This is a genomic window from Chryseobacterium sp. 2987 (assembly GCF_031456375.1).
Taxonomy (GTDB): Bacteria; Bacteroidota; Bacteroidia; order Flavobacteriales; family Weeksellaceae; genus Chryseobacterium; species Chryseobacterium vaccae.
Genome location: NZ_JAVDUN010000004.1, coordinates 297,849 through 313,413 on the forward strand (window position 1 = coordinate 297,849; position 15,565 = coordinate 313,413).

Annotated in this window: 18 protein-coding genes; 5 read left to right on the forward strand and 13 right to left on the reverse strand. The window is 37.1% G+C overall.

What is annotated here, in order from left to right; translation table 11 throughout:
- Positions 1-76 precede the first annotated feature (76 nt).
- Together dinB and J2Y40_RS14155 are read left to right on the forward strand one after the other, a co-directional pair.
- Complete coding sequence (gene dinB / locus J2Y40_RS14150; protein ID WP_309999619.1) at positions 77-1,168, forward strand: DNA polymerase IV; 1,092 nt, start codon at positions 77-79, stop codon at positions 1,166-1,168.
- Between the two features lie 42 nt (positions 1,169-1,210).
- On the forward strand, positions 1,211-2,683 hold the full coding sequence (locus J2Y40_RS14155) for an alpha-amylase (protein ID WP_309999622.1): 1,473 nt from the start codon (positions 1,211-1,213) through the stop codon (positions 2,681-2,683).
- A gap of 83 nt (positions 2,684-2,766) precedes the next feature.
- On the opposite strand, the gene J2Y40_RS14160 is transcribed toward J2Y40_RS14155, so the two are convergent.
- The 3 genes from J2Y40_RS14160 to J2Y40_RS14170 form a co-directional block, all read right to left on the reverse strand.
- Positions 2,767-2,934 (reverse strand): hypothetical protein, encoded by a 168-nt coding sequence (locus tag J2Y40_RS14160; protein WP_185151971.1) that lies wholly within the window; start codon positions 2,932-2,934, stop codon positions 2,767-2,769.
- A gap of 123 nt (positions 2,935-3,057) precedes the next feature.
- Positions 3,058-4,401 carry a carboxylesterase family protein gene (locus J2Y40_RS14165; RefSeq protein WP_309999623.1) on the reverse strand — a complete coding sequence of 448 codons (1,344 nt, stop codon included), beginning with the start codon at positions 4,399-4,401 and terminating at the stop codon, positions 3,058-3,060.
- A gap of 98 nt (positions 4,402-4,499) precedes the next feature.
- Positions 4,500-5,402, reverse strand: a complete 903-nt coding sequence (locus J2Y40_RS14170) for a helix-turn-helix transcriptional regulator (protein ID WP_309999626.1) — start codon at positions 5,400-5,402, stop codon at positions 4,500-4,502.
- 132 nt (positions 5,403-5,534) lie between these two features.
- On the opposite strand from J2Y40_RS14170, the gene J2Y40_RS14175 reads away from it, so the two are divergent.
- Positions 5,535-5,939 (forward strand): cupin domain-containing protein, encoded by a 405-nt coding sequence (locus tag J2Y40_RS14175; RefSeq protein ID WP_409017705.1) that lies wholly within the window; start codon positions 5,535-5,537, stop codon positions 5,937-5,939.
- 33 nt (positions 5,940-5,972) lie between these two features.
- Positions 5,973-7,028, forward strand: a complete 1,056-nt coding sequence (locus tag J2Y40_RS14180; RefSeq protein WP_309999628.1) for an NAD(P)-dependent alcohol dehydrogenase — start codon at positions 5,973-5,975, stop codon at positions 7,026-7,028.
- 207 nt (positions 7,029-7,235) lie between these two features.
- On the opposite strand, the gene J2Y40_RS14185 is transcribed toward J2Y40_RS14180, so the two are convergent.
- Positions 7,236-7,598: a helix-turn-helix domain-containing protein gene (locus J2Y40_RS14185; RefSeq protein ID WP_153395794.1), complete on the reverse strand. Its 363-nt coding sequence runs from the start codon at positions 7,596-7,598 to the stop codon at positions 7,236-7,238.
- Positions 7,599-7,772: 174 nt separating this feature from the next.
- On the opposite strand from J2Y40_RS14185, the gene J2Y40_RS14190 reads away from it, so the two are divergent.
- Positions 7,773-8,651, forward strand: a complete 879-nt coding sequence (locus tag J2Y40_RS14190; RefSeq protein ID WP_309999629.1) for an NAD(P)H-binding protein — start codon at positions 7,773-7,775, stop codon at positions 8,649-8,651.
- Positions 8,652-8,723: 72 nt separating this feature from the next.
- Here J2Y40_RS14190 and J2Y40_RS14195 read toward each other — a convergent pair whose 3' ends face one another.
- The 9 genes from J2Y40_RS14195 to J2Y40_RS14235 form a co-directional block, all read right to left on the reverse strand.
- Positions 8,724-10,010, reverse strand: a complete 1,287-nt coding sequence (locus tag J2Y40_RS14195) for an ectonucleotide pyrophosphatase/phosphodiesterase (protein WP_153395798.1) — start codon at positions 10,008-10,010, stop codon at positions 8,724-8,726.
- A gap of 80 nt (positions 10,011-10,090) precedes the next feature.
- Positions 10,091-10,936 (reverse strand): GNAT family N-acetyltransferase, encoded by an 846-nt coding sequence (locus J2Y40_RS14200; RefSeq protein WP_309999630.1) that lies wholly within the window; start codon positions 10,934-10,936, stop codon positions 10,091-10,093.
- Positions 10,937-11,111: 175 nt separating this feature from the next.
- A complete protein-coding gene (locus J2Y40_RS14205; protein WP_153395802.1) occupies positions 11,112-11,858 on the reverse strand; it encodes a T9SS type A sorting domain-containing protein in 747 nt (248 codons plus the stop codon).
- 1 nt (position 11,859) lies between these two features.
- Entirely contained in the window at positions 11,860-12,366 is a 507-nt protein-coding gene (locus tag J2Y40_RS14210) for an ankyrin repeat domain-containing protein (RefSeq protein WP_231128681.1), read from the reverse strand.
- 14 nt (positions 12,367-12,380) lie between these two features.
- Positions 12,381-12,926: a YceI family protein gene (locus J2Y40_RS14215; RefSeq protein ID WP_153395805.1), complete on the reverse strand. Its 546-nt coding sequence runs from the start codon at positions 12,924-12,926 to the stop codon at positions 12,381-12,383.
- A gap of 12 nt (positions 12,927-12,938) precedes the next feature.
- Positions 12,939-13,280, reverse strand: a complete 342-nt coding sequence (locus J2Y40_RS14220; RefSeq protein WP_185151972.1) for a hypothetical protein — start codon at positions 13,278-13,280, stop codon at positions 12,939-12,941.
- A 1-nt stretch (position 13,281) separates the two neighbouring features.
- The gene (locus J2Y40_RS14225) at positions 13,282-14,124 is read right to left on the reverse strand and encodes a DUF5777 family beta-barrel protein (protein ID WP_153395809.1); all 843 of its coding nucleotides are present in this window, start codon (positions 14,122-14,124) and stop codon (positions 13,282-13,284) included.
- Positions 14,125-14,257: 133 nt separating this feature from the next.
- A complete protein-coding gene (locus J2Y40_RS14230) occupies positions 14,258-14,827 on the reverse strand; it encodes a Crp/Fnr family transcriptional regulator (RefSeq protein WP_309999632.1) in 570 nt (189 codons plus the stop codon).
- A gap of 350 nt (positions 14,828-15,177) precedes the next feature.
- Entirely contained in the window at positions 15,178-15,483 is a 306-nt protein-coding gene (locus J2Y40_RS14235; protein ID WP_002976436.1) for a DUF3467 domain-containing protein, read from the reverse strand.
- Between the last annotated feature and the right edge of the window lie 82 nt (positions 15,484-15,565).

Consider the following 15,565-nt stretch of genomic DNA (forward strand, 5'->3'; position numbering starts at 1 on the left):
TTGTAAAATACAGATCCCATAATCTTCCCACTCCCCCTATTCATCTCTCTTCCCTCTAAAATCCTATCTTTGTACTATGGACCTGCCGCTTCGTAAGATTATTCATGTAGATATGGATGCATTTTATGCTTCCGTGGAACAGCATGACAATCCGGAGCTTAAAGGCAAGCCCATTGCAGTTGGCGGCCAGCACCGCGGAGTAGTTGCTGCCGCGAGCTATGAAGCCAGAAAATACGGAGTTCGTTCTGCAATGCCCAGTAAGACTGCCCGGGAAAGATGCCCGCATCTTATTTTTGTTTCGCCCCGCTTTGCCCGGTACAAAGAAATTTCCAGAAAGATCAGAGAAATTTTTTATGAATACACTGATCTGGTGGAGCCGCTGTCTCTGGATGAGGCTTATCTGGACGTTACTGAAAATAAAAAGGGAATGGAATCTGCCAACCTGATTGCCCGTGAAATCCGTCAGAAAATTTTTGAACAGACCGGATTAACGGCTTCTGCAGGAATTTCAGTCAATAAATTTTTAGCGAAAGTAGCTTCTGACATCAATAAACCCAATGGCCAGAAAACCATTCATCCAGATAAAGTGGAAAACTTTCTGGAAGAACTTCCTGTTGAAAAATTTTACGGCGTAGGTAAGGTTACAGCTAACAAAATGTTTAGTTTAGGGATTTACAAAGGAAAAGATTTAAAGAAAAGATCCCTGGAAGAACTGGACCGGCTTTTCGGAAAATCCGGCAGGCATTACTATAATGTGGTGCGTGGCATTCACACTTCCGAGGTAAAACCTCATCGAATCCAGAAAAGTGTCGCTGTTGAAAGGACTTTTTTTGAAGATCTTTTTGATGAACAGCAAATTGATGAAAAGCTTGAAAATTTAGGACAGGAACTCCATCAGCGGTTACAGAAAAACAATATTCTGGGAAGAACTCTCACTTTAAAAATAAAATACAGGGATTTCTCTATGTTCACCAGAAGTATCACAAAAGAGGAGTATTTTTCTTCTCCGGAACAGTACTTCAATACCGGTAAAAAACTCTGGGAACTCCGTCCTTATAATAAACCAGTAAGATTATTGGGATTGTCTCTTTCTCATCTTAATACGGAAGAAAAAAAGCAGATTTCTATTCAACTAAAAATTCCGTTTGAAGAGTTTGAAAATCAGTAGTGAAAATTTTTCACTATCTTGTATTGGCCAAATTCATCATTTATGAACCCAACAATGATCCAATTTTTCCACTGGTATTCCGAAGGGGATAGCAAACTGTGGAAAGAAGCTGAAAAACAAGCCAAATTTCTTTCAAGCCTAGGAATAACTTCTGTATGGCTTCCGCCGGCTTATAAGGGTAATAGCGGTGGCTATTCTGTTGGATATGATGTTTACGATCTTTATGACCTTGGGGAATTCAACCAGAAAGGAAGCATTTCCACGAAATATGGTACTAAAAACGAATATATAAAGGCTATCAAAGCTTTAAAAAAGCACCATATAGAAATCATTGTAGATATTGTACTGGGACATAAAGCAGGAGGTGACGAACTGGAAAAGTTCAAAGCGGTAAAAGTAGATGAAAACAACAGGGAAAAGATGATTTCTGATATTACTGAGATTGAATCTTATACCAAGTTTACTTTTCCCGGGCGGAATAAAAAATATTCTGATTTTGAATGGAATTTCACCTGTTTTAGCGGTGTAGATTATGCTGAAGGTATGGAATCCCACATTTTCAAGATACAGTCTGAATATGGAAACGACTGGGAAGAAATGATTGATGATGAAAAGGGCAATTACGATTACCTGATGTATAATGACATTGAGCATCGCAATCCTTTTGTACGTGAAGAGCTGAATCATTGGGCAAAATGGTATTTTGATCAGACTGATTTCGACGGGGTAAGGCTGGATGCATTAAAACATATTTCTTTTGATTTTTATAAAGAGTGGCTTACGATGCTCCGCTCCAATTCCGAAAAGAATATTTTCGCGGTAGGTGAATACTGGGCTCCCGGCCATCTGCATCTTCTCCAGAAATATATCGAAGTCACGGAAGGCTGTATGAGTCTTTTTGACAGTTCACTCCAGAATAATTTCTATAATGCCTCAAAAGAAGGAGGTTCTTATGATCTTCGGAGAATTTTTGAAGGTTCTCTCACAGAAGCAGACCCAATGCACTCGGTAAGTCTTGTTGATAATCACGACACACAACCTTTACAGGATCTTGAAGCCCCGGTAGAAGCCTGGTTTAAGCCCATTGCCTATGCCCTGATCTTACTGCGGAAAGATGGTTATCCCTGTATTTTTTATCCTGATTTATATGGCGCTCATTATATCGATAAAGACAGCGCCGGAAATGATCAGGAAATATTTTTATCTAAAGTGGAAGGTATTGAAGAACTCCTTCAAGCCAGAAAGAATCATGCTTACGGAGAGCAGCGGGATTATTTTGAAGACGCCAATTGTCTTGGATGGATACGCACAGGTGATGAAGAACATCCAGGGTGTGCCGTGGTTCTGAGCAATAAAGACGCTTATAACAAGCCTATGGAAATGGGAAAAGACTATGCCGGAAAAAAATGTAAAGATCTGCTTAAAAGATTCAAAGATGTGGTTGTTATTGATGAAAACGGATGGGGAAATTTCCCGGTTCCCGCAGGAAATGTAAGTGTCTGGATCCCTGAATAAAGGTAAAAATGATAAAAAACTAAGGCATCCATAGAGACCACGTATGCCTTAGCTGATTCTTTAAACCATCTATTTTAATGATTCTAGCACTGAATACCTCGGCAGTTCATAAAATCGCTGGCCCACTCACAACAAAAGTTTTCCTCGTTATAGGTACAGCATACCCGGTTACCCCAGCGGTCTCCTGCTTTGAGATTTTTTAGTTTCTCTCTTTCAATTTTTCGTACATGTAAAAGGTTTTTTGTTTTCATAATGATCTATTTTTATGATTTAATTAAATATACATAAAATATCACCAACCTTTGAATAAAACTAACCAACGACATTCTTTTATCTGTCTATTTCAAAAGATAGCAGATCTATGCTGAGTATTTTTAAAGCTTGATTTTCCGGAGACTCAGAATTTCAGGCCTTTCAGATTCATCGGATACATGTCCGGTTCTGGCAAATTCTGCCCAGAGTGCACGGATTTTTTTCCCGTTTTCGTGGATATATTCCCAGGAAACATTTTTCAATAATTCTGCAGGCTTCCAAGCTGATTCATTTCCGAAAATTAGGGGAAGATCAATGCAGTGTGCTGCCCCGATCTGGTTTTCCTTTAATTTTGAATGAATTCTGAAGAGATAAACGTTTCCACCTGCCTTGGCAAAATCTTCAGCAAAGTGCTCAGCCGGTTTTCCATAAATAAATTCTGTAGTTTTCTGGACCGTCTTATCAAGAATTTTCAGTCCAAAACCTTTTCCGAAATATTTATTTAAAGCTTCGGAGGTTTTAAGATAAAATGCGGTTTCATCATTATTCAAACCGATCAGAACATCATATTTTCCGACACCTGATTTCCACTTTTCCACGGCTTCACTTTCATTACATAAAGGAGGAAAACCATATTGTGTTCCGAAGGGCATTGCCGCTTTCAGGCCGTATTTTATCACAGAAGGTACATATTTTCCGTACTCGTCCATCATTTTATAGATATCCGGTTCATCCTTCAATCCTTCTGTTTTCTTCAGAAATTCGGCAGACATTTTCTGTCTTTTGTGACGTAACCCTAAAGGAGCACTTTGAATAATAACCTTTTGAAAAAGGTTTTCCACTCCATCAGAAATCATAAGATGTGCTATAGCATCACCTCCTGAAGACTGTCCTAAAAGCGTAATATTTTCGGCATCGCCTCCAAAGTCAGAAATGTAATTTTTAACCCATTTCAACGCTTCTATGATATCAAAAAGGCCCAGATTCGGTGGTCTTGTTTCATCACCTCCTAAAAAACCGAAAAGTCCAAGTCTGTAAGAAACATTCACCACAATAATGTTCTGCTCCCTCACCCACTCTCCTGCATCAGCGGTAGGAAGATCTCCGCAGCCGATCTCATGCGAACCGCCATGAATCCAAACGACAACTGCAAGCTTTTGATTTTCGGTAAAATTTTCAGGTCGGATCACTGAAAGATACTGTGTTGATTCGTCCGGATTAAAATCATCAATCTGGGTAGGGCCAATCATCTTTTCTACCAGCAGACTAATCTTCTGGGGACATACCGGAGTTTTATCCGGAAGTATAATATCAGACCCTGAAGGTTCTACAGGAACAGGTCTCTGATATCTTTTCGAAAAGGCATAACGGATACTTTTGGCCTTAATAATACCATTTTCTTTTACAGCAGTGATTCTTCCAAAACGGGTTTCAAAAATATGGCTTCCATTCTGTTGTGGTCTCATGATAAAACTGAAAAATTTTCTTATTTTAAATATAATAAATAAAAAATTTACCGAATGTCATGATCTGTAAAAGTTATTTATGAAACGGCTACTTGCTATTAATTAAGACTTTTATATTCGCTTGGAGAAATTCCTACTTTGGTTTTGAATAGTCTTGTAAAGTGCTGCGGATATTTAAATCCCAGATCATAAGAAATCTCGCTGATGGATTTGGAAGGATTCACAATCAGCTCTTTAGCCATTTCTATGAGCTTATTATGAATAAACTCCTGTGCGGAAATTCCTAATTCTTTTTTAATCAGATCCCCGAAATAATTAGCAGAAAGATTGAGCTGTTCTGCAAAATAATGCACCATCGGGAAGCCTATCGTTTTAGGATTATCGGATGTAAAGTAATCATCCACCAGTTTTTCAAATTTTCCGATCACCCCCTGATTGATATGGTCTCTGGTAATGAATTGCCGGTCATAAAAACGCATACAGTAGTTTAGAAATAATTCAATATTGTTTACAATTAATGATTTACTGTGCTTATCAATAGACTGCTCTAATTCGAGTTTAATATTCTTAAAGCATTCCAGAACGATTTCTCTTTCTTTTTCGGAGAGATGGAGTGCTTCATGTACATCATAAGAAAAAAAAGTATACTCATTGATGTTTTTACCAAGGTTGGTTCCTTTGATCAGATCCGGATGAAAAAGCAGGGCATATCCTCCCGGCTGAACGGATCTTCCATCATTGGTAACCCCGCTTACCTGCCCGGGAGCAATAAAAACCAATGTTCCTTCCTGGTAATCATAACTGTGTTTACCATAATGCATATCACCGCAAATCACATCTTTCAGAAAAACGGTATAAAAGGAATAGGTTCTCCTGTACTGGCATATCGGATCAGATTTTGAAAAATCGACCACACTTACCAGCGGATGAAGTGTTTCATGATTCGTCATTTTATTGTATTCCGAAATACTGCTGATCTTTTCAACGACCTGATTTTCCATAAAATAGATTTTAAATCTGATTCAAAATTACTACTTTCATTTGTACCATAGAATAAGGACTGTAAAATTGGTAAGTATTCCGGTAATCTGTATAAGCTCTGTTTTTACAAAAGTTTCGACTTTTGTATTGTTATGGAAATATTGAATACCAACATTTTTCCAAAAGGAGAAAAGGCGTCTGCTGATTATTTTTCAGGTGGTACAGCATGGGTACATATTTTAAAACCCAATGCGGATGAACTGAACTGTCAGATTGCTCATGTCACTTTTGAGCCTGGCTGTAGAAATAACTGGCATTCTCATGGCGGCGGACAGATTTTAATTGTAACTTCAGGAACCGGTTTTTATCAGGACAAAGGTAAGCCTGCACAAATCCTTAGTCCGGAAGATACAGTCAATATTCTTCCGGGAATCATTCACTGGCATGGAGCAGGTCCGGAAAGTGAATTTACGCATATTGCCATTAATCTGAATACCCAAAACGGTATTGTGGAATGGCTTAAGCCTGTAACCGATGATGAATATAATCATTTATAAATCATAATTTATTAACTTAAATACATATATAAAATGAGCACAATTACAGTAAAAGCCTATGGAGCAGAATCCAAGACGGCAGATCTGAAAGAAATGAATATTGAAAGAAGAGCGGTAACTTCCAAAGATGTAGAAATTGAAATTCTCTATTGCGGGGTATGCCACTCTGACCTCCATACAGCAAGAAATGACTGGGGCGGATCGCTGTATCCAGCGGTTCCCGGGCATGAAATTGTAGGAAGAATTACGAATGTGGGAAGCGAAGTATCTAAATTTAAGGTTGGGGATCTTGCCGCAGTGGGCTGTATGGTGGATTCATGCGGGCACTGTGACAGCTGCCAGCACGATCTTGAACAGTACTGTTTAAACGGATTTACAGGGACTTATAATGGTAAGGACCAACACTTGGGAGGCCATACCTTTGGAGGGTATTCCCAAAAAGTTGTGGTTGATGAACATTTTGTTTTAAGTGTTCCTGAAAATTTAGATTTAGCAGCAGTAGCACCGCTTCTGTGTGCAGGAATTACCACGTGGTCGCCTTTGAGACACTGGAACGCTGGTCCTGGCTCTAAAGTAGCCGTTGTAGGGCTTGGCGGATTAGGGCATATGGCGATCAAACTAGCCAAGGGATTAGGTGCAGAAGTTACATTATTCTCCAGAACTCCAGGGAAAACCGAAGATGCCAAACAGCTTGGAGCAGACCATGTTGTTATTTCTACTGATGATTCACAGATGGATGCCGTAAAAGGAAAGTTTGACCTGATTATTGATACTGTTCCTTATGAGCATGATATCACTCCTTATATGCAGACACTCAGACTGAACGGAACGATTGTTCTTGTAGGTTTTGTTGGCGAATTCGAAAATGATGCAGTGAGCACAAGGCCAATGATCTTCCAGCGTCGTTCTGTTGCAGGATCGCTAATTGGCGGTATTGCTGAAACACAGGAATTACTGGATTTCTGCGGAAAACACAATATTGTTTCTGAAATTGAGCTGATCAAAATGCAGGATATTAATCACGCTTACGAAAGAATGCTGAAGAGCGATGTAAAATACCGTTTTGTAATTGATATGAAATCTTTATAGATCTCCATCATATAACAATAAAAGACTCTTTCAATTGGAAGGGTCTTTTTATTTTTTTAGAATTAGGTAGCGTTATTGGTGTCTGTTGATTTTTATTAAATGGGCTGAAGCCCATTTCTATTGAATAAGGTTCTCTTTACAGGTCTTTTTTTATCAAAAAATTTTCAGAATCCCGAGATATATTTTAATTTTTACATTCTAGACTGATTATTTTTTATACTTCCCTTCCATATCCTGAAATGCCCATTCTGCCATAGCATCAATGACTGTTCCTAATCCACTTCCGGCTTTGCTTAGTTTATAAGTGACATGAGGAGGAACAACAGGTCTGGCGGTTCTGATGATAAGTCCGTCTGCCTCCAGCTGTTTAAGATGTTGAATCAGCATTTTTTCGGTGACGGCGGGAATTGCTTTTTTCAGTTCACTATATCTTTTTTCACCTGTGGAAAGATTGAAAAGGATAATGGGTTTCCAGAATCCCCCGATTCTTTCCATAACATACATTACAGGGCAGTCCTGCAGCACTTTTCTGTTTTCCTGAATGGTTGAGCTTTCTTTGATTGCTGTCATAATAATACATACTTTAGGGTAAGTACTTGTAAAAAAGTAAGTACAAATATAACTTTGTATTCAGAAATAAAAAAATATTTATTATGAAATCGCAGTCATTTGATCAATCCATAAAGGTGAATCAATATCCAGCGATTATATATGACCATTAAAAACAATAAAAAAAATTTACATATGAAAATTGTCATCACAGGATCATTAGGAAATACAGCCAAGCCTTTAGCACAACAGCTTCTATCAGAAGGCCATGAGATCACCATAATCAGCAGCAGTGAAGCCAGAAAACATGATATTGAATCACTGGGTGCCATTCCTGCAATCGGGTCAATAGAAGATGTAGATTTTCTGGCCCAAACATTTGAAAGTGCAGATGCTGTCTTTTTAATGACACCTCCTGCCATCAGTGCTGTAAATATCGTTGAAAATACTATTAACGCAGGAAAAAATTACGCTGAAGCTTTGAAAAAAGCCAAGGTAAAAAGAGCCGTTATGCTGAGCAGCGTGGGAGCAGAATCTCCTGTAGAAAACGGTCCGATTAAAGGCCTTCATCATATTGAAAAACTCTATAGCAATGTAGAAAACACCTCTTTTACTTTTTTAAGGGCAGGGTATTTTTACACCAACTTTTTTAATGATATTCCTTTAATTAAAAATGCAGGAATCATTGGCGGAAATTATTCTGCAGAGATAAATATTCCTCTGGTTCATCCTAAAGATATTGCCAAAGCAGCCGCTGAAGAGCTTGTAAAAAATGAAACAGGTAAAAATATCCGATATATTGTGAGCGACACCCGAAACGCTTCTGATTTTGCTAAAGTTTTAGGAGCCTCAGTAGAAAAACCGGAATTACCCTGGATAGAGTTTTCTGATGAAGATGCTTTCAATGGAATGATACAGGCGGGACTTCCCCAGAATATGGCCGAACTGTATACAGAGATGGGAAAAGGAATGAGAACAGGCATTATACAAAAAGACTTTATTGATCACAGAGCACCTGTTACAGGAAATATTAAGCTCGAGGATTTTGCTAAAGAATTTGCGGATAAATTCTAAGTTTTATTTTTTGTTCTGGAACAGTTTCGGCGCACCTTTGGTGCGCCGAAACTCTTTATATAGCTTTGAATTTTACTTTTTTCTATCTTTCAATATTTCTTTCAGAACTTTTAATTTTCCATCGATCGGCTGATCCGTTTTTAATCCTAAAACTTCTGCAACTAAAGGATAGACGTTTACATTTTCAAACTCATTGACCTGCTGATTGTTTTTGAATTCAGGGCCCCAAGCATAGAATGTAGCTTTCATTTCCGGAACTATTCCAGGATTGTAACCGTGTTTTCCTGCTGACGTTTTCTTGTCTTTTTCCAAAAATATTTTTGGAGCTTTAGGAATGAGAAGGATTTGCCCGATTCTTTTATAAGTATCATCTTTAGTGGCAAAATGCAGATATTTGGGAAGTTTTTTATCCAGATACACTTCATAGTCAGCTGTTTTATGAGCTTTTAATTCCTTATATACCGCTTTTACTTCAGCAGGATTCTTTACATATACTCTTAACAGGGTCTGAGAGTTATAGAAATCAAATCTGTTTTTATCAAAAAGTATGGCTGGAATTTCCAGCGGAGCCCCTCCATCTACTTTAATCATTCCATGATCTGAAACAAAAATAAAGTTGACATTTTTTAAACCTAAGCCATTTACTTTCTGAACCAGATCACCAACAGCCTGATCAATTAAATGAACCGCGCTTTCAGTTTCCGGAGTATCTGGTCCATAGTGATGGCCGCTTCCGTCAACTTCCGGGAAGTATAATGAGATAAAATGGGGCCTTTTATCTTCAGGCAGCTTCAGCCAGTTCACTACTTTATTTACCTTTTCAGAAGGAGTAAATTTTTCATGATAGGGATAATAATAAGAAGGCCTTATTCCTCCGGCATCACTTGCAGAACCTACCCACATTAAAGATGCAGATACCATTCCCTGCTTTTCGGCCAGTGCCCAAAGCGGAGTTCCGCCGTACCAGCTTCCATCTTCAGCATTCTTTTTATTACTCATCGCATAGGCTTCCTTTCTATTATAATCGTAGAAAAAATTGTCAATCAGACCATGATGAGAAGGATATAGACCTGTGATCAGACTCCAATGGTTAGGAAAAGTAATACTTGGATAGCTTGGAATCATTGCTTTGGCCTGTACTCCATTTTCAGAAAGTTGTAAAAGATGTTCAGCATGATATTTTTTGGCATAATCATACCGGAAGCCATCTGCTGAAATCATGATTACATAAGGTTTTCTCTGGGATTCTATACTATTGGTACGGCCGGGTATGATGATCTGTGCCGTATCTATAATGGTTTGCCGGGCAAAAGCTGTCAAAGAAAAAAAGAGCAGTAAAATTTGTATTCCTCGCTTCATTATTTAAATTTTGACAAAGTTACGGCCTGTATATCTGTCCGAAAAATGAATGAGGTTAAAAGTATATTAAAACTGAATTTTTAGAGATTTTTTTTCATTTCCAACTGCGATATCCAGTTTTTAAGACCAATAGTACTGCTCAAAAATGAAAAAGTTTCCTTTGACATATCATCTACATTATTTACCGATACTTCTGATCCTCCTGCTATTTGTGCTATCGCTTTGAAAAGCATTGTTCCAGCTCCTTGTTTTCTATGACTTTTATCGACAGCCAACTGATATATCTTTTTTGAAGAACGATTATAAATAGCGTATCCTACAAGCTTTGTATCCCTATAAGCTCCAAGAATAATACATTCTTTGAGTATATCGTCAAGAACAAAAACAGAAGCCTGCCATGAAGGTTCAATGTCCCAAAAAGAAAGGAAATTCTCCCATTGGAAGCCTTCCATTTCTCTTACAATAATATCAGGATTTTCTTTTGCCAGAATGATATTTCCTCTGAAGCAAAGTAATTTTCTTACCACATTGAAACCTAAATTTTCATAAGCCCGGATGGCGGGTTCATTTCCTTCAATGACTTCAAGCAATAATCTATCTGCATTTCTTTCTTGTAATACAGGAAGAATAAAATCGTACATTTTTCTTACCAGACCTTTTCCCCTAACCTCCGGAATTACTCCGGTTCCCGCATTATAAATTATTTTTTCACCATCTTCTTCCTTTTCTGCCTGTAGAATAAAACCTGCCAGGTGTCCGGAATCAAATACACCTACGGAGATATCCAAATTTATTTTTTCAGTATTTATTTTTGAAATAAGCTGTTCTTCTGTCAGATGAAAAGGAACGATATAATCTGAAAAAGAAAGGTTAAATACGGATAAAAGCTCCTTGATATCGGTTCCTGCTAAATTTTTAAATTCCATTGTTTTCTTGTTATTATATTTTTTTCTATGAAGAATTAATATTATTCAAAAATAATTTTCATACTATACAGATAGGGCAAAGGTATAAAACAATAGACAAATCTTTTAGGTATTTATAGAAAAAGTCCCTCTACAGCAAGCTATAAAAGGGACTTCCATCTGTATAGAGATCTAATTACTCTTTGATAAGCTTTTCATAAGACTTATTTCCATCTTTTAAAGTAACTTCGAAATAATAAATTCCGGATTTCAGGTCGGAAATATTGATATTCTCTCCATCCGTATTTGCTGTTCTTACCTTCCTTCCTGTTGAGTCGTAGATCTCAACAGATTTTATTTTGTCTGCGTTTTTAATACTTACAGTTTCCTTGGCCGGGTTCGGATAAAGATTAACTTTCTTGTTCTCGGCAGCAACTTCACTGGTTCCTAAGGTAGTAGCTGTCATTGTTAATGTTGCATAACCTCTGTCTGTATTTCCATGATATCCTAAATCCTGATTACCTAATCTGCGTGCATAAAAAATATTGATTGTTCCTGCTGCATTAGGAATTGCAAAATCCCCTGCTCCACCGGAAAGAGATCTTGTAGCCACAATAGTTCTTATACTTCCTGACACAGTATTTGATGTTTGCGTCCAGTCCTGAGATGAATCAGGTGAAGGAGCATTAGGAACTCCACTGAAAGAATAGTCTCTATTCGCAGACGAATTATAAATGAACCCATCTGCACCAGCCCCCATTCCTGAATTACCGAAACCTATTCCCAGCATTGAATTACTATCTCCTGTTAAGGTAAGGGTTACTTTTGTAGGATCAGTCACTAATTTCACCGTCATGACAGGTGTCATTACCGTTTCTGACGAAAACTGCGCCCAGGCTAAACTTGCAAAGGCTAAACTAAGTGTTAGTAGAATTTTTTTCATATCAATTTTTTAAGAGTTTAATAATTTCGTTGTTATTGGTCTGTAATGCATATTCAAAAGGAGTCATTCCCATTGAATCTTTTTTGGATTTATCTGCTTTATATTTCAGCAGCAGCTCTACCAGATCTTTGTTTCCTGATTTTACTGCCCAGAACAAAGGTGTATATCCTGTAGCATCAGCAATATTTGGATCTGCATTTTTCTTTAGCAACCGTTCCACCAGATCTCTGTTGTACTTTATTGCAAGTCCTGCCAATGCAGTTCCTTCGCCACTTTTATAATTAACATCTTTTACATGGTCAATCAAAAATTGAGCAACCTCAATATTCCCTCTGTAACAGGCTAAAATAAGTGGCGAAAAACCATTTTCATTGACCTGGTTAATAATATCCGGGTTCTGTTTCATCAGATCCTTTACTTCGGTAAGTGTTCCGCTTCTGGCAATATCAAATATTGACTTTGCTTTCTCCTGAGCAGATACCAGTGAACCCAGAAATATTCCTAACATGAAGATCAGATTTTTCATTGTTGGAGCATTACGTAGTTATATTCAATATTTACATTCTCTGCTACTTTCTTAGTAACCATCTTCGGAATAGCTACTTTATAATCTGCAGGCTTCGCTATAAAACCACCCTGCATATAGATTTTCCCATCTTTTGCATAGATTGTTGCTGTGGAAGAAACGGCTTTATCCACTCCGTGAAAATTTAAAGTTCCCTGAACGGTATACTTTTGTGGGCTTGCACTCAGCTTTGCTTTATCGAAGTTGACAACTTTCCCTTTGAAAGTCGTTTTCGGATATTTCGCAGTCTCGGCATAGCTTTCATTGAAATGTTCTTCCATTAATTTTGTTTTAAAATGAAAGTTCTTCACAGATGAAACTGATGCCATTTCTCCGGTATCTGCATTTAAAACAACAACATTATTGTCATCCTTCGCATAAATATCTTCGAATAAAGGTACTGAAGCCTCAAAACTTACTTTTCCCGTTTTAGAGCTGTATTTTTGTGCTGAAGCGTAACCAGCCGAAAGTAGTAATACACTTAATAATCCTAATTTTTTCATATCAAATATTTTTTAATTTTCAGTTAATCCGTCAGCTTTCCATTTAATAAAAATATTAATCTGTGTCTGAGACAAAGATCCGCCCTGAGGCATTTTCCCGGGATCACCGTTTGCTCTCTGTATTCTGTTGAGAATTCCTTCTATATTATTTTTTACATCATTATAAGACACCAGAGGTTTAAAACTTCCTGCCGAATGGCAACCTATGCAGTTATTATCCACAATTGGCTTTACATCCTGGTTGTATCTTACCAGTTCGACAATTGGCTTATTCTCAGATACTTCCTCGTAGGTTCTGCTGTCACAGGCAGTTAGTAAAACTGCTGAAAGCATTATGTATATGTTCTTTTTCATTTTAAAATACTCTGTAAAGATTAAATCCAAAGAAAATCTGCCCTTTGCCCCACTTTCCCACTGCATTGGTAAGATAGCCTATATCTGAATTGATCTGGGAATTGGTGAATAGCAGCTGGAAAATATGTCCTCCAGTTTCTATATCTACTCCTAATGACAGAGGGTTTTTATAAAAACTGTGATTATCAAAATTCACAAAATATTCTGCGTTTACAGAAACTCTTTTTGATATTTTATAGCGTCCTCCCAATCCGGTTAAAAACTGGTTCTTATCTTCTATTGTTGGTTCATATAGGTTTTTATGGACGTATGAAGGGATGAGCTGTAATGATAGGTTATCATTAAATCGTCTTGAGATTAAGGCTTGTGTAAGATAAGTGAGTCTGTCACCGAATTTAAGATAAGGATAAGTATCTTTACTAAGATCCGTATTTACTCCCATTACATTATAGCCAACGATATCCACCGGAAAGTTTTCATCTTGCTTGGTCAGTTTATATTTTAATGCCCCTTCGAAGGTTTTCATATTGGTTTCTCTGGAAAGACTTACAGAAACTGCATCTGAAACACCGTAGATAACACCTAATTTAGTGGATGCATTATCCAGTCCGAAAAAGTCTTTAAATCCTGTGCTTATGTCACCAAATCTATGGGCAACAACAATATACCATTCTTTTTTGGCAGCAAGTTTTGTAGATTGTGCCGTAACAATCTGAAGAGCTTTAAAAGCGGGCTGTGAAATTTCTGTATCGGTTTTAATAGTGTCAATATCTTTCAGCAGATCTTCCTGTCCAAAGGCAAAAACTGATGAAAATACTGACAAAAATAATAGAGTCTTTGTCATATACTACTACAATTTGAATTTAAATTATGATATGACAAACTTATAGAGATATCGATTCAAAAATGTGTGATAAAAGTCACCATATAAATAGTTTTTATCAATGATTAAACTAAAACCTTTAAAACAACATAAATTAGACTAATCTAACATTTTCATTTACAGCGACTTTTATTCCTTCCTTAGCCTGAACAATTTCTCCGTCACTTTCAATTTTCTTTAACACCCTGCTTACCACTTCCCGGGAAGTTCCTAAGCTGCTGGCTATTTCACGATGGGTAATCTTGATAGGATTATTTCCAGTTAAGGAGATCTGCTGTTTTATATAGTTCAAAACACGTCTGTCAAGCCTGTGAAAAACAGCTTCATTGACCATACTCATGACTTCCGAGAAACGTCTGTCGTATTCCCGGTAGAATAATTTATTGATTTCCGGAAACTGAATCAGCCAGTCGTGTATTACGGAAACAGGGATAAGCAAAGCTTCAGAATCTTCTTCTGCTATCGCATATACTCTGCTCACATAGTCTGTAAAAATGGAGGAAAAGGTCATAAGGCAGCTATCGTTGGGCCTGATGTAATAGTAAATAAGTTCCCGGCCGTCATTAAGGGTAAAAACTTTAATAGAGCCTTTTATCAGAAAAGGGACATATTTATTTTTCTGTCCTTCCCTTATAATTTCCGTCTTCGACTTTATATTGGTCATCACTGCATGTTTTTCAATTTCAGTTAAAAAACCACGACCTAAAAACCCAAATTTCTGGAGAATAAACTGGTCATTTATCATATCTTTTTTTGTGAGGTATTTTTAAGCAAATATATAAAATCGAGCAACTAATATGCGATATTAATAAAAATCTTTCATCATAATGTTAAAAATAACTAAATATTGGTATTTTTAATATATATTTTAAATTGAAAATTAAAATAATATGAATTTTATAAGGAAAAACCGAGAACTTATTTTGAAGATCATGGATCTATAAAAAGATCTATTAGCATTTAACAAAAATACCCCGGAAAACCGGGGTATTCTATTTTATGATAAGAAAAATCTTAAGCTTGTACGTTGTTTCCTCCTAATACGAAAGGCTCAACTTCTTTGATTTCTCCGAACTGCTGCTCATAGTTAGCGATGTTCTGTTGAAGAGCGTTTAAAACTCTTTTAGCATGAAGAGGAGCAAGAATAACTCTTGATCTTACTTTAGCTTGCTGTACCCCCGGCATTAATTGGATGAAATCTACTACGAACTCAGATGGAGAGTGGTTTACCAATGCTAAGTTAGCATAGATACCAGCAGCTACCATTTCGTTTAATTCGATGTTGATGTTTCCGTCTTGTGGATTTTGATTGTTGTCCATTGTTATAAATTATGTTTTTAAAATTCGAAATTTGAGATTGTGAAAATATAAAAATAATTCCAAATCCCAAATTTCAAATCAT